The following is a 15,143-nucleotide window of genomic DNA, read 5'->3' on the forward strand; positions in this document are numbered from 1 at the left end:
TGAAGGCGATCCTGAGATCGGAAAATTACTGTATGCTCACCCGTAACGCCGCCGCCGTGGCAAACGGGCTCAGGGTGGCGCTGCCCGCCAGAAAGGCACCGAGGATCGCCAAGTACCCGCCCACCGGCAGTTGCATCATGGCGGCCTCGACCGCCGCCGTCGCAAAAATCAACAGCGGTATGGTGAGCGGCAAGACCAGCAGGCTTAACAACACGCCGCTGCGGCGCAGTCCGACCGTTAATCCCGCGCCAATGGCACCCAGAAAACTGAGCGTGGGCGTGCAAAGCAACAGCGTGAGCGCCATCACCCGCCAGCCGTGGCTGTCCAGCCCAAACAGCAGCGCTGCCAGCGGGGAAAGCAGTAACAGCGGCAGCCCGCTGACCATCCAGTGCACCACCACTTTCGCCAGCACCACTAGCGGCAGCGGCAACGGCAGCAGCGTCAACTGTTCCAGCGATCCGTCCTGATAGTCGTCGCGGAAAAGCCGATCCATCCCCAGCAGAGACGCGAGCAGTGCCGCGACCCACACCACGCCCGGCGCCACGCGCATCAATAGCTGCGGCTCCGGTCCAATAGCCAGAGGGAACAAAATGATGACGATCAGGAAGAACCACAGCGGGTTGAGAATTTCCGCGTTATTGCGCAACGCGACGCGCAGTTCTCGGGCAATCAGACGCTGCATGATGGGGTTCCCTCACTTGGAGTCAGCGAGATACAGCGAATGCGCTGAGCGAACGGACGCAGCGGCTGATGGGTGGTTAAAATGATGATGCCGCCGCGCGCAGTATGATGTTCCATACGCAGCGTCAGCATGTCGACGCCCGCCACATCAAGCGCAGTCAGCGGCTCATCCAGAATCCACAGCGGGACGTCGGTGAGCCACAAACGCGCCAGCGCGACGCGTCGCTGTTGCCCTGCCGAAAGACGCGCCACGGGCACGTCTTCATACCCAGCCAGCCCGACTGAGGCCAGCGCCTGCCAAAGTGCATCCTGCTGCTGGTGCGGATAGAAAAAGCGCAGGTTCTCTTCACCGGTCAGGGCGCTCTTGATGCCCGGCTGATGGCCTAGCCACAGAAGCTGCTGATTAAACTGCTCGCGCATACGGTTGATGCGTTGCCCTTGCCAGCAGATTTCCCCTGATTCTGGCGTCGCCAGACCGCTTAACATGCGCAATAGCGATGTTTTTCCCACCCCGTTGGCACCGGCAATCTGCACCATTTCTCCCGCGCTGGCCGTAAACGACAACGCGCTGAACAGCACATGCTCATCGCGTATGCAAACCACATCGCGCGCTTCTAACATCGGGGTGTACTCCTACTTTCTAATGCCCTATACCCTTGGGTATAGAATAACATGGCGCCCTTACTCCCCCTCTCGGGGACCCTAACCATAAAGAGTTAATCTTTTTTATTGAGATCAATAAAACCGGTGATTCTGATTATCCTCGTCATTATGACGGTGTCCAAAGTCATGCTTGTCCCTCTGATTCAAGGGGTATCGCGCACTATTTCTGGCTGTTCTTTAGCAACGTTGCCGTATTGATGGCTTCGATCAACTGAACGCGATTAACCCGTGGGCTATACGTATCCAGCAAGCGCTGCCAAATCGTAATCGCGCGCGCATAGTCCGCTTTCAGGAACGCATCAGACGCCAGCAGCATCAGCGCCGTCACTTCATTGGCATCCAGCGCCAGCGCTTTATCGACCATCTCTTGCATCGGGGGCGTGACGACCTGACCCGCCTGGTAATACAACACCGTTGCCAGCGCCGAATACAGCTCAGCACTGTCGCCCTTCAGCGCAATCGCCTGTCGATAAGCGCGCAGCGCGTTGTCGTAGGCGTTACGGTAAAGATAATATTCACCCAACTCAGCCCAGAGGACGCTGTTACCCGGTGTTTTACGAATGTTGTCCTGCAAGGTAACAAGCTGTTTTTCCTGCTGCTGTGCGGCGCTAAAATCATGTAGCGGATCGGCAAGCCGCTGGCGTTCCGTCTGAACCAGCGCTGCCCGCGGGCTGAGCATGTAGAACGTCGCACTGCCCAACAGGATAGCGACGATCGCGACCACAACGGCGATGACAGGCATTGGGCGCGGTGCAGAAGAAGAGGATGACGTTAACGGCAGGTCGTGGGACAGTTCGCGCCCCAGCATCCTAGCTTCATGTTCAGAAAGGTGCTTCCCTGCCTGCTCGCACTGGAAATGCCAGATGCGCTCGGCTAAACGCGGTAGCTTGTCATCTCCCTCCGGCTTGCACAGAGGCAACAGCGGCCATAACAGTCCGGCAGTCAGAACGACAACCGCGATGGCGACAAACACCATGCTTAATACGTTCAGGTCCAACAGGTTCACGCTTAACAGGCTCATAGGCGCGCCCCTCGGTTCTGCCGCCGCATCACCCGCCACGCGATAACCGCAATCGCTAACAGCAAAAACAGCGGTGTGAGCCAGAGGATGCCGGTTTGCATTTTCATCGGTGGGTTGTACTGAACAAAGTCACCATAGCGCTGATTCATAAACGCCATAATGTCTGACTTGCTCTTGCCCTGCTCCACCATGGAAAAGACCTCATGGCGCATGCTGACCGCCACGGGCGAATTCGACTCCAGCAGGCTTTGGTTCTGGCATTGTGGACAGCGTAACTCACCTGCAATCGCCATCGCTTCCTGCCGCTGTGCCTGGCTGGAAAACGCCCAGGTATCAACCACCTGAGCCTGCACAGAAAAAGCCAGCAACATGAAAAGGAGCGCCAGGTATTTAGTCATAGGCCCGTCTCCCTCTGAACCATCCCAGCAGTGCGCCCGCGACCATCAATATGCCGCCGCCCCACACCCAGCGAACACCGGTTTGTACATAGAAACGCATCGCATAGCGGTTCTCGCCCGTTTTCTCTCCCATCACGGCATACCATTCTCTGATCGGCCCCCAGGCAATACCCGGCTCAACCATCTGCTGTTTGCGTGCATTGTAGTAACGGCGTTCCGGCATGACCTGAGCGATCGGTGAATCGCCGCGATAAATCGCAATCACGGCCTGCTCTGCGGTGTAATTCTGCGCCGCCACTAACTCCAGCTGTAAAAAGCGAAAATGGTAGTCGCCCAGCGTGACCTGTTCTCCCTGACCGACATTGGCGCTGATTTCCTGTTTGCTGCCCGCAGAGAACACAATACCCAAGGCAAACAGCGCCACGCCCGTATGTGCCAGCAGTGCAGGAAGCTGCTGACGTACCGCCGATAGCGGCTGCAACCACTGCGCGGCCATCATCCAGCCGATCAACCCCGCAGCCAGTGCGACGGCGACCCCATGTGTCCATAAGACCAGCGCGGTGACGACACCGACCGTCAGCGTTACGACTACACGCCGGACGGGCCATCGCGTGCTACGTTTCCAGTAGCCTCCCGCCGCTCCCCCAATGAGCAACAGCATTAACCCGCCGAAGGGCAAGAGCACACGGTTAAAATAGGGCGCGCCGACGGAGATCTTTCCCCACCCCGCCAGCCCGTAAATCATCGGGTAAAGCGTGCCAAGCAGCACCACCAGCGCGACAGCGCTGAATAACAGCAGCACCAGCAGTATCGCCATTTCACGCGACCAGCCGGAGAAGCGGGCAGCAGAGCGGACAAGCTGAGCACGCCAGCCATAAACTGCCAGCGCCGCCATACTCAAGCAGGCAAACAGGATAAAGAGAGGCACCGCGCGGTCATGTTCGAGGGCGAAGGCATGGACGGAAACCAGTATCCCGGAGCGCACAATCAGCGTGCCCAGCAGGCATAAAATGAACGTCAGCAGCGCCAATATCAGCGACCAATGGCGGAAGATGCCGCGCATGCGGGTGACAGACAGGCTGTGCAGTAATGCGCTGGCTGTAAGCCACGGGAGCAGCGAGGCGTTCTCTACCGGATCCCAGAACCACCATCCTCCCCAGCCCAGCTCGTTATAAGCCCACCAGGATCCGAGGATGATTCCCAGCGTTAGCAGACTCCAGGCGGGCAGCGTCCAGCGCCAGCAAATCCAGGCGGCTGGTGCCGTAAACGCACCGTGAATCAGTGCGGCTAGCGCCAGAGCCGCACTCACGGTTAACCCGCCATAGCCCAGATAGAGCAACGGCGGATGAAGGATAAGGCCAATATGTTGCAGCATCGGGTTGAGATCCCTACCCGCCACCACTGGCGGAAAGAGACGCACAAAAGGATCGGAAAAAAACAGAATGAACACCAGCATCGCGGTCGAAATCACGGCCAGCATCGCCAGCGTCAGCGGAAACAGATCGCTCGTCGCCTTGCGATAGCGGCAGGCAAACGCGGCACTCCAGCCAGTCAAACATAATAGCCACAGCAGCAGCGATCCTTCATGCCCGCCCCAGACCGCCGCAATTTTTAGCCCCAGCGGTAAATCACGATGGCTATGCTGGGCGACGTAATTCACAGAGAAATCATCCTGCACCACGCTCAGCGTCAACGCGATAAACGCGAACAGCACAAGACCAAACAGGACTAACGTCCAGCACCGCGCCAGCCGGTAAGTGCCCGACCAGCGCAGGGAGTAGCCTGAAAATGTCAGCAACGCCATCGCCACACCGACGCAAACCGCCAGCGACAGCGCGACATACCCAAATTCTGGCAATAACAACATCAACGGGCCTCTTGCTGGGAATTAGACAACGGTTAACTGCCCCGCATAGAGGATAAAGAAACGCAGTAGCAAAACGCCCACCAGACTCAGGCCGCACACCGCCAACACGCCATAAGGTGAATGCTGTCGGCTAGCCCATGACTTGAGCAGCAAGGGAATAACTAATCCAATCCCTACCACGCCCAGCCAGAACCACACGGCCCAGAATCCCCCGCCCACGGCGGCCACCAGCGCCCGCTGCTTCCCATCGTCCCCTAAAGCAAGGCCGATAAAGAACGCAAACAGCAAGAAGATTTCTAGCCACACGACTGGCGTTTCGACACGGTGTACAAAGTGCGCTTCTTCACTATGCGGATTGCGGCGATAGCGGCAGGCCATGGCGATCAGCGCCACGGCTGCACCGGAGGACACCCCCGAAAACAGGAATAAAGCCGGTAAGATCGGGTTATTCAGCAGCGGATAGGTTTTCAGCGCGGAGAGTAGAAATCCGGTGTAAGCCCCTAACATCACCGCCAGCAGCAACATCACGATATCCAGCGATTTCTGCAGCGGTGCCAGCCAGCCTAGCACCTTGGGAACGAGGGTCAGCTTCGGTAGCCAGCGCTGTTGCAGCACGATAACCTGCTCGCTGAAAATGTTGACCAGCCAGACCGCCAGCGCCGCCATATAGACCTGAAACAGCATGACCCCAACCGACATCACCGAGGTAAAGCTGTAATGGAACATCAGCTTCCAGAACGTCCAGGGGCGCGTCAGGTGGAAAACCAGAATCAGCAATCCAAAGATAATGGTGCACGGTGCAAGAATCAGCGTGGTGCGCATGAGCGTACTGTCGGCGGTTGCCTGCTCGGGGTGGTAGCGCCGCAGCAGGGCCGCCAGCGTCACCAGCCCCGCAGAAATGCCCACCAAAAACAGGTAAATCGCAATCGGCCAGTCCCAGACTAACGAAGCAAAATGGAATGCGCTTGAAGACACGGGCGTCATTGATGAACCTCCCCGTATTTAAACGGTACGCGATAAACCTTAGGACGAGTGCCGAGCGCGATTTTGTAGCGATACGTCGGCTGTTGACGGAGCAGGCGAGAAATCTCGCTATCAGGATCGTCAAGGTTGCCGAACGTCAGCGCGTTCGTCGGGCAAGACAACACACAGGCGGGCAGTTTTCCGGCTTTCAGGTTGGTCTTGCGGCAAAAATCGCACTTGTCGGCCGTTTTTGTCTTCGGATGAATAAAGCGCACCTGATAAGGACAGGCAGCAATACAGTATTGGCACCCTACGCACAGATCGGGATTCACATCTACAATGCCGCTTGCCGCATCGCGATACGACGCGCCGGTAGGACACACATCAACACAAGGTGCATGATCACAGTGCTGACAAGAGTGACGGAAAAAGCGATATTTCACGTCTGGGAAGGTCCCGATTGGTTCGCTGCGAACGATCGTCAGGCGCGAGACCCCCTCCGGCACCTGATTGACTTCCCGGCAGGCATCCATACACGCTGTACAGCCGATACAGCGCGATTCATCGTGGATCATGCCGTAGCGGACGCCGTTGATATTCAGCGTCTGTGCGACGACCTGCCCCGCCGTACTGGTGATGGCAATCAGCCCCCCTATACGGGCAAGAAATTGACGACGAGAGCAACTCATGGCTGCCTCTTATTACCCAGATGAACTGAGGCTGGGTTGAAGTCTGGGTTATTGCGCTGATCGCTATGGCAATCCACACACAGTTTGATGCGACTCTTGTCGTTCAGCGTCTGCATACTATCCTGCGTGGGATGCAGTTGATGGCAGCTGGCACAGGCCACTTTCGCGACGTGCACATCGTGTGGCCAAAACGATTTTTGCAGCTGTTCCGGCGTATGGCATGACATACAGACGCTGTTTTGCTCTTCCACTTTGTACATCGGGAAGTTAAAGCGCATGACATCTCTAACGCCTTCGCGGTGCATCGGCGATGGCTTGCCGTGACAGTTGGTGCAGGTCAGTTGTTTTTGATTATGCGGGTTGACGGCGGAGGCATGCTTGCCCTGCATGCCATCCTCTTCCGGTTTATGGCACTGTAGACAAGCCTCATCGGGATTGCGCTGCGGCATGACCTCCCAGCGCTCTCCTTTTTCCGCCTGAGGTGCGGGCTGCGTCAGCCCTGGCAATGCCCAAAGCAGGCCTGATACCAGCACCCCGGCAGTCAATAACGAACGTAATACGCTCATATCCACTCCACTTTATGATCGCCCGCGTCCACGGGCGATGAGGGGTTATTAGTTCAGTCGTCCCGCTTTACGCGCTTGCTCATCCCACTGCGGCACTACCGTGTTCAGGAAATCCTGTTTTTCGGCTTTGATTTGCTGCATGTTGAGCCCGATTGCCTGCTGTGCTTTCTCCTTCGTCGAGATATCTGGCAGCTTGATTTCTCCTGTTATCCCTTTCTGGGCCAGCAGGCGCACCAGCTTGGTTCTCGCCTCGGCGGATTTACTCAGCGAGGTGCCAAGCATCCGTAAGCCCTCATCCGGCGCATGCATGTGGATACCGTGAGAGGCAACCGCCAGATCCCAGCGCCATTGCGCATGGCGAATATCCATCAGAATCGGCTGCATTTCTGCTTCGGTTGCACCAGCATCCCAGGCCGCTTTGGCCTCAAAGTGCGCGTGAACCAATTGCGCTTCTGCTTTCAGTTTTAAGTCCTGAATGGCCGTTTTGCGTTCAGCAACAACCGCCTGCATCGCCGCTTTATCCTGCGTGTGGCAATTGGTACAGGTTTCGCCGTAATTGTCGAAAGGGTTACCTATCTTGTGATTGGTATACAATTTGCCGTCCGCGTTTTTCACCTTCGGCATATGGCAGTCGATACAGGTCACGTTGTTTTTACCGTGAATACCGATGCTCCAGGTTTCATATTCTGGATGTTGGGCTTTCAGCATCGGTGTACGGGAAAGGGAGTTGGTCCAATCGGAGAAGGAAATGGCGTCATAGTATTTTTCCATGTCTTCGACTTTCGTGCCGTTATCCCATGGGAATTTCACCGCTTTGTCTTTACCAGAAAAATAATACTCAACGTGGCATTGTCCACAGACCATCGATTGCTGACCAAATCGACTGGTTTGATCAAATGGTTTGCCAATGGCTTCCATTGCACGCTCAGCGTAAGGACGGGACAGCGTTAGCGCTGGTTTGCCCTGAGCGAAATCTGGGGATGCAGTATCATGGCAGTCCGCACAGCCGAGATCGTTAGTCATCTCCGGCCCGCCTCGCGCCCACTTACCTTTGAAGTAACCGTCCTCACCTTCTTTTTGAATCAAGCGGGCAACATCCGGACTTTTACAGCTCCAGCATGCCATCGGCAAAGGCCCATCTTCTGCCGTTTTCGGTGCACCGGTACGCAGCGTTTCACGCACATCGGTTAACGCATAAGCGTGACCGCGCGGCTTGTTATAGTCTCTTGAGAAGGGATAACCCGCCCAGAGGATCACCATCATGGGATCTTCTGCCAGCGCATCGTGACGCTCAGACTGTTCACTGGTCGCTTTCCACGAGTTGAACTGATCGGGGTGTTGATTGGTGAAGACGGCGTTTCTTGCTTCTATCGGGGCGGGCGGGGCTGACGCCGGAGCATCAGCGGAATAGGCTGGCACCATTAGAAAGAGACTGGCTACCATGCCCCACAGATAGGAGATTGACGTACTTATCCTGACCATGCGTTTGTGTCCACATTAAGCCGCCTACTGGCGGTCATTTTCGTTATCTATTTGACAGAAACCACAACAACTGTCGTGACATTACTCGTCCTATGAATAACAAAAAGATGCATTTAAAATATTGTTTTTGATCAAAGGTAAAGAAAAGTAATGAATCGTATCGAAAAGTTCTTGATCCTTGTTCCACTTCCATACGCAGGCCTAACGAAAATATCAGAATGATATTCATTCACAGAGTCAGTATTTTGCAACAGTAAACATAATTAGCATGAGAATAAATTTTATTGAAAATAATGATGAGTCAATGTATTCGATATCTCAGACTTTCATATCCCTCTCGTTTATCTCTCATCTTAAGAACATGACGTTGAACTGACAAAAGAGAAGAAATCTAATGCGTTGATAAAAATAATAAATAATTATCTTGTTAATTATTATCAGCAACTTGATATTAGTATTTATAATTACCGCATAGACCAAAACAACTTAACAACACTCCACTAAAACTGTTATACTTCTGTAGCAAAAAGCAAACAAAGGTATAACTTAGTGACACCTCATTATATCTTTTAAATTCCTTCATAGGTTTTTCGTGAATCACATTGAAAATACCGATTATAGTATTAGCTGATGATTGAGATTGACTATCATGAATGACTTAATTAGCCCATCCAATGGAAATAAACCAACTCTTTTTTTAAAAAGATACATGTCTTTACCCCCTCCTTTATTTTTTAAAGAAATAAATGAACATGGTGGCGTCATCCGGTCATCGAATGGATATTGGATTTGTCTGCGCTATTCTCATACATTTGGTCGCTCAATAAACTGCCATACCGTTCTTATCTCTCCCGACAGTTATCACATGCACTTTACTATTTTTTGGAAAAAAGAAAACTGGTATATTCTCGACGTAAGCAAACAGGGAACATGGCTTAATAAAAAAAGACTGGTAAAAGACAAACCCTATCTCATTAAAAAAGCAGACATCATCACATTATCATTAAATGCTGAAGAGCAATTCGTGATGACTAACGATCTTCCGCCTTGTGACATACTCATAAGCCTTGCCCCAGATATCTCCCCTATCTATTTAAAAAAGCCGGTCACCCCCCTCTCCGAGCACTGTTTTTTTCTCTATGACCTGAATGGCTGGAACGTCAACACCTCAGAGAATAACCAAGAAAAAAGCCATGAAATTCATGATGGTGAAGTCATAAAACTGTTCGGTAATCATTATTACCTGCAATACGCACAAGAGAGGTGTGGTCAGGAAAGGCATGTCATTTCACGCTCTATTGATGAACTGACATTTTGTTTTTATGTATCAGAAGATGAAGAAGATATTCAACTCCAGATTACCGATAATGAACAATCGATAACCCTGAAAGGAGAACGCCTTCAAAATCAACTTTACCTTCTGCTTCATCTGGCGAGGAAATCGACAGCCGATCGCTTACAAGGTTATGCTCAATCTCACTGTGGATGGTGCGATTTAAATTCATTATCTAAAGCGCTAGGTATAAAACCTAACAATACGCGAATTCGCGTACATAGATTACGTCACCGCTTATGTGATGCGGTAAATTTCAGCGGCATTGACGCTTGCCAGATATTGCAAGTAAAAGATGCTTCCGTACGTATTTACTCATCAAAAATAACCATTATAAAAGGTGGAGAAATAGAGTAACCATATGTATTTATTAAATATTTTATCTTTATCGCTCAGCAAACCCATATTTTTCATGGTGAAATAAAAAACGAAAGCAAGCCATAGTAGTCGATAATGACAATATTATAACAATAATATTAACAATCCTTTACTTGCCTTAATAAATAAAAATTAGCAAAGAAATTATTATTTATCGGCATCATTATAATGACTGCAGAAAAAATCACGCTAAACGTAACGAGACTGATTTTTAATTGAACACATTTTAAAGTTAACCATTCCAATGAGAAACAAGGAGTTAATTATTACAGCTTCACTTTGTGTAATCGCGTGTAATAGCGATATGAAGTATTGCGACTAAGATGAGCATGCGCTGACCATATGTGAAATAGCAATATACATATTCCACGTTATCCAGTGTAAAACAAAAAAACCACTTACTGCCCGTCGCCAAACAATGACAGTAAGTGGTTTGTGTTACTCACAAAACGCATGAGGAACAAATCAATGTTTACTTATTTTCCGCCAGTTTGTCCAGCTAACACAGCGAATAATCAGGCAGGCCCAGATCAAACATTTCTCAGTCTCCCTGGTTGTGTTCAGACCGGACAAACTGCCTGTTGTGGTAATAATTCAGCTCAAGCACAGACATTTGTCAGCCTTCCCGGCTGTGTTGCACCAACAACATTCGTCAGCTTACCAGGCTGCGTCCCCACGTTTGTGAGCCTCCCAGGCTGTGTGCTGACAGGACAGGTCGCTGGCGGCGCTCAGGCGCAAACTTACTTCCCATCCATCGGCCACTGTGCTGCGGCTCAGGCTCCGGCACAGGCGCAATTCCCGACATTGAGTATGCAGTGTGCGCAGGTGACAACAGGTCTGCTGACGCAGGTTGTTGGCTGTAATGGTGCAGCTCAGGCGCAAACCTACTTCCCATCCATCGGCCACTGTGCTGCGGCTCAGGCTCCGGCACAGGCGCAATTCCCGACATTGAGTATGCAGTGTGCGCAGGTGACAACAGGTCTGCTGACGCAGGTTGTTGGCTGTAATGGTGCAGCTCAGGCGCAAACCTACTTCCCATCCATCGGCCACTGTGCTGCGGCTCAGGCTCCGGCACAGGCGCAATTCCCGACATTGAGTATGCAGTGTGCGCAGGTGACAACAGGTCTGCTGACGCAGGTTGTTGGCTGTAATGGTGCAGCTCAGGCGCAAACCTACTTCCCATCCATCGGCCACTGTGCTGCGGCTCAGGCTCCGGCACAGGCGCAATTCCCGACATTGAGTATGCAGTGTGCGCAGGTGACAACAGGTCTGCTGACGCAGGTTGTTGGCTGTAATGGTGCCGCTCAGGCGCAAACTTACTTCCCATCCATCGGCCACTGTGCTGCGGCACAAGCTCCGGCACAGGCGCAATTCCCGACATTGAGTATGCAGTGTGTGCAGGTGACAACAGGTCTGCTGACGCAGGTTGTTGGCTGTAATGGTGCCGCTCAGGCGCAAACCTACTTCCCATCCATCGGAAGCTGTGCTGCGGCTCAGGCTCAAACGCCACCCATTACTCATCCTCAAGATTGTGGTGTGAGCTGGAACTGCAGTACAAAACAGCCTAATGCACAGACCTATTTCCCATCGATTGGTTCTTGTTAATTCTGGCTGCTACCTCATCACCGGCGAATTATCGCCGGTGATTTTATCCCTGAAAGGAAGCCATCATGCGCTTAACGCTACACAATCTCGCTCATTTCCTCGTTGATAACGGTTTTTTACATCCTGAATATTTGGTCAGTGGCCGCTATAAAGTCATCCAGCGTCAAAGCAGGAATAGTATTTTTCAGGTTTTTTTAGATAATAATCCGAGCGGATTGTTTGTTAAGCAACTTTTGTCTTCGGATCAGCAAAATGCGTATTTGATGCAAAAAGACGCAACCGTGCATTGCCTGATTCAACAAACTGATATATTGCCGAAAATGCGCGCCTTCATCCCTAACTATTATGGTTATGAATTAGGTAACCATGTTTTTGTCACCGAATTTTTCCCCGGTGCGATTAGCCTTCATGAGTTTATTACGCAAAGCAAGTCCATCAATCAGGATGAACTTTCGCAAATGGCTACCATCCTTGCTAGTTTGCATAAAGATCTCAGTGAAGAAATAGAAGATAACCCAAGTCTGAATTTTTTTAACCGTCAGCCACCGTGGATTATGCTATTTGGCGACAGAGATAACCCCCAAGTAAAAAATTCGCAACAGCAGCTCGGTCCTATTGACTCACTCATTCGACAGCAGCCGGATATTCTGCAACTTCTGGAAGATCTACGTTATAACTGGTCCGGTAATACTCTGGTTCACGGTGACGTTAAATTGATCAATTTCATTCGCGTAGACCAAAATAGTACCAGCACATTGAAACTGATCGACTGGGAAATTGCCGATCTCGGCGATCCATTGTGGGATGTTGCCGGCCTTTTGCAGAGCTTTTTAACGCTGTGGGTCTTTTCTCAGAATCCTAATCCGATGCTGCAACACCAGCCTCAACCCGGTATGGAGTTTTTAACATGGGAACAAACCTTGTCAGCCTGCCAATTCTTTTGGCTGAGCTACTGCAAGGCGCGCGACATCGTTAACCCAGACGCTGCGCTTAATAGCGCGGAAAACAGGCAAAAGCTCACCCACTACACCGCTGCCAGAATGCTGCAAACCGCGTTTGAGTCCAATATCTCGAAGGCTGAATTACAGCCTTCAAGCAATCGCATTGTACAGATGGTGACACAAATGATCGTCTCTCCTCAGGCGTGGGCCACTCAGATTCTGGGAGCGCATTCTCATGAACTTTGAACAGCAGCTAAAACAACTCTCAGCACGTGTTCACGTTACGAGTGCAGACAGCTATCAGATCGACGGCAAAGCCCATAAGGTGTTCCACAACTATGTCTGGAGCGACTATAGCGGCCCATTAAATCTGTTTGGGCATAATCAGACTCATAATGTACAACAGCGGAAACAATTACTGGAGTCTCAACTTAGCCTCGCACTCTATACGAAGCTCTACTGCGGTGTTCCAGATGATAAAAAATTCCTGAGTTTGCCTAAAAATAATGAGCGTGAAATGTTTATGCAGACATTAAGTTCAGCTAATCACTCTCTGGAAACACCCGATCAAAACTGGAAAATTTATCATGCCGATGCTCAAGGTATATGGGCAGAAAAGAGCGGGAAATTACGGCAGGCCTACCCGAATAGTTTTATTCCAGCCATTCCTAATGCACCACTGGTGGTTAATCAATATATTCATTTTCTTCGACAAAAAGAAAACCGTCATCTCCAGCAGGTGTTTTATTATGTGCATAGTAACCACTATATGGAGCATGATGCGCCACAGGTGCGTATTTACTGGAATATTCGGCCAGAAGGGGCTGCCGCACTGGTGGGCCTAATTACCGACGTATTAAATGCACATCACATTGCGTTTAATTTTAAATGCCTGAATCATGCTGATTTATATCACCGAGCAGACAGTGCCGTACTGTATCTCGAAAAACGCTATTTTGATTATACGTTACGTGTATTAAAGCCCCATATACCGTCTTTAGCAAAATATCTTCTCAACACCCATCCCTTATTTACTCAACCGATAACAACGGGCGTTTCTTTCGCAGAAGATCCGGGGAATGGCCAAAGTTTTGGAATGCACCGCTGCCAGATTATCGCGAAAGGGTTGCTGGACGCTTATGAAAAACAACAATCACGTTCTTCCTCTTTAACGGCAGAACAGGTGAATTGGGTTTGCCTTGTTGACCGATTCAATAGCAAAGGCATCGCCATACACCGCCTACATCTCAACCCCAATACGCTGAGTTTACCCGTGGATTTTAGTGAACAAGAGAGGGAGTCTGCATCATGAAAAATGAGCAATACCTAAATGCAGCGGAGAGTATTGGTAAGCATCTCCAACGGGAATGTTTCCGTTTTGACAACCGAAGTAATTGGCAGGGCTCTGTTGTTGATGCCGTTAATGGTCAATTTCAGGTCGTCACACGTACTTTTGACGCGTCGTTATACAATGGTCTGTCTGGTATTGCGCTATTTCTGGCCGAATTACACCGACAAAAGCCAGACCCCATTCTGTTCGACACCCTAACGTCAACCATTAACGCTATCCAGCATATGCAGGGGCAGTCTCACCAACAGAGTGCTTTTAGCCTCCATGCTGGGCAACTAGGCATTGCCTGGGCAATGTGGCGAATCGGCACAATCCTCAATCAGCCGGACTGGAAAACACAGGGGCTTAACTTACTGCAACACATTCATACCCTGCCGATTGCCGATCATGAACTGGATGTAATCGGCGGGGCCGCTGGCGCTATCCCTGCCTTACTGAAAATCTATCAGGCCGAAGATGACGATCGCTGGCTGGCATCCGCCGTGAGGTTGGGTGATTTTTTATTAAGCAAAGCACAAAAAACCCCCACGACACACTTTTGGATTACCCCCGGTAATGAGCGCGGCTTAACGGGCTATTCTCATGGTGCGGCCGGTTTTGGACTGGCTTTGATTGAGCTAGGCGTGGTGACGCGTCGAGACGTTTACCTTCATGCTGGCCTCCAAGCGTTTAACTACGAACGTGAAAACTTCAGCCCTCAGCATCAGAACTGGCCCGATTTACGTTCTATGTATCGCACGCCGCAGTTCAATACCATGTGGTGTCATGGTGCCCCTGGGGTCGCACTGTCCCGCTTGCGCGCCTGGCAGTTATTAAACGAACCGACATTATTACAAGAAGCGTTAGTCGGGTTGACCACAACATCTCAGCAGCTTCTGCAACAGCTCAGCACACAGCCAGAACAAATCAATTTTAGCCTCTGCCACGGCGGCGCTGGCAACGGTGAAATTCTTCTCATGGGAGCCGAGTGCTTACAGCGAGCAGATTTTGCCGAACTAGCCTATCGAATCGCCTCACTCGGCATTCAAAAGTATCAGCTAACGCAAACTCCCTGGCCAAGTGGCGTTTTTGATCCCAGTGGTATCGGTGAATCCGGTAAAGAAACGCCGGGATTGATGTTAGGTCTGGCGGGAACAGGGCTGTATTACCTGCGTTTATTCGACCCCGAAAGAGTGGAAACCGTGCTGCATATCCGTTAATGCTTG

14 protein-coding genes are annotated in these 15,143 nt (G+C 51.2%); 5 read left to right on the forward strand and 9 right to left on the reverse strand.

The window, feature by feature from the left end; translation table 11 throughout:
• Nucleotides 1-25: 25 nt before the first annotated feature.
• The 9 genes from ccmB to nrfA all read right to left on the reverse strand — a co-directional run bounded on the left by ccmB (nt 26) and on the right by nrfA (nt 8,270).
• The gene (gene ccmB, locus IG609_RS11805; RefSeq protein ID WP_014915774.1) at nt 26-682 is read right to left on the reverse strand and encodes a heme exporter protein CcmB; all 657 of its coding nucleotides are present in this window, start codon (nt 680-682) and stop codon (nt 26-28) included.
• On the reverse strand, nt 670-1,302 hold the full coding sequence (gene ccmA / locus IG609_RS11810) for a cytochrome c biogenesis heme-transporting ATPase CcmA (RefSeq protein ID WP_193397066.1): 633 nt from the start codon (nt 1,300-1,302) through the stop codon (nt 670-672). Before ccmA ends, ccmB begins: the two co-directional genes overlap by 13 nt.
• 202 nt (nt 1,303-1,504) lie before the next feature.
• Nucleotides 1,505-2,365, reverse strand: coding sequence for a heme lyase NrfEFG subunit NrfG (gene nrfG, locus IG609_RS11815; protein ID WP_193397067.1), 861 nt, complete (start codon nt 2,363-2,365; stop codon nt 1,505-1,507).
• Nucleotides 2,362-2,763, reverse strand: a complete 402-nt coding sequence (nrfF, locus tag IG609_RS11820; protein ID WP_193397068.1) for a heme lyase NrfEFG subunit NrfF — start codon at nt 2,761-2,763, stop codon at nt 2,362-2,364. The genes nrfG and nrfF overlap by 4 nt, the downstream gene beginning before the upstream one ends.
• On the reverse strand, nt 2,756-4,630 hold the full coding sequence (locus IG609_RS11825; protein WP_193400619.1) for a heme lyase CcmF/NrfE family subunit: 1,875 nt from the start codon (nt 4,628-4,630) through the stop codon (nt 2,756-2,758). The genes nrfF and IG609_RS11825 overlap by 8 nt, the downstream gene beginning before the upstream one ends.
• Before the next feature lie 21 nt (nt 4,631-4,651).
• On the reverse strand, nt 4,652-5,614 hold the full coding sequence (gene nrfD, locus IG609_RS11830; RefSeq protein ID WP_116163375.1) for a cytochrome c nitrite reductase subunit NrfD: 963 nt from the start codon (nt 5,612-5,614) through the stop codon (nt 4,652-4,654).
• Nucleotides 5,611-6,282: a cytochrome c nitrite reductase Fe-S protein gene (nrfC, locus tag IG609_RS11835; protein WP_116163377.1), complete on the reverse strand. Its 672-nt coding sequence runs from the start codon at nt 6,280-6,282 to the stop codon at nt 5,611-5,613. Before nrfC ends, nrfD begins: the two co-directional genes overlap by 4 nt.
• The gene (gene nrfB, locus IG609_RS11840) at nt 6,279-6,848 is read right to left on the reverse strand and encodes a cytochrome c nitrite reductase pentaheme subunit (RefSeq protein ID WP_010276443.1); all 570 of its coding nucleotides are present in this window, start codon (nt 6,846-6,848) and stop codon (nt 6,279-6,281) included. Before nrfB ends, nrfC begins: the two co-directional genes overlap by 4 nt.
• Before the next feature lie 48 nt (nt 6,849-6,896).
• Nucleotides 6,897-8,270, reverse strand: a complete 1,374-nt coding sequence (gene nrfA / locus IG609_RS11845) for an ammonia-forming nitrite reductase cytochrome c552 subunit (RefSeq protein ID WP_226374042.1) — start codon at nt 8,268-8,270, stop codon at nt 6,897-6,899.
• Between the two features lie 709 nt (nt 8,271-8,979).
• Between nrfA and IG609_RS11850 the strand changes: the two genes are divergently transcribed.
• From IG609_RS11850 to IG609_RS11870, 5 genes are all read left to right on the forward strand, one after another.
• The gene (locus IG609_RS11850; protein WP_193397073.1) at nt 8,980-10,020 is read left to right on the forward strand and encodes an FHA domain-containing protein; all 1,041 of its coding nucleotides are present in this window, start codon (nt 8,980-8,982) and stop codon (nt 10,018-10,020) included.
• Nucleotides 10,021-10,740: 720 nt separating this feature from the next.
• A complete protein-coding gene (locus tag IG609_RS11855) occupies nt 10,741-11,646 on the forward strand; it encodes a hypothetical protein (RefSeq protein ID WP_250127216.1) in 906 nt (301 codons plus the stop codon).
• Nucleotides 11,647-11,711: 65 nt separating this feature from the next.
• Nucleotides 11,712-12,833: a phosphotransferase family protein gene (locus IG609_RS11860; protein WP_193400615.1), complete on the forward strand. Its 1,122-nt coding sequence runs from the start codon at nt 11,712-11,714 to the stop codon at nt 12,831-12,833.
• Nucleotides 12,823-13,899 (forward strand): T3SS effector HopA1 family protein, encoded by a 1,077-nt coding sequence (locus IG609_RS11865; RefSeq protein WP_193400613.1) that lies wholly within the window; start codon nt 12,823-12,825, stop codon nt 13,897-13,899. The genes IG609_RS11860 and IG609_RS11865 overlap by 11 nt, the downstream gene beginning before the upstream one ends.
• Complete coding sequence (locus IG609_RS11870; protein ID WP_193399869.1) at nt 13,896-15,137, forward strand: lanthionine synthetase LanC family protein; 1,242 nt, start codon at nt 13,896-13,898, stop codon at nt 15,135-15,137. The genes IG609_RS11865 and IG609_RS11870 overlap by 4 nt, the downstream gene beginning before the upstream one ends.
• Nucleotides 15,138-15,143 lie beyond the last annotated feature (6 nt).

It is taken from the genome of Pectobacterium quasiaquaticum (genome assembly GCF_014946775.2).
Classification (GTDB): Bacteria; Pseudomonadota; Gammaproteobacteria; order Enterobacterales; family Enterobacteriaceae; genus Pectobacterium; species Pectobacterium aquaticum.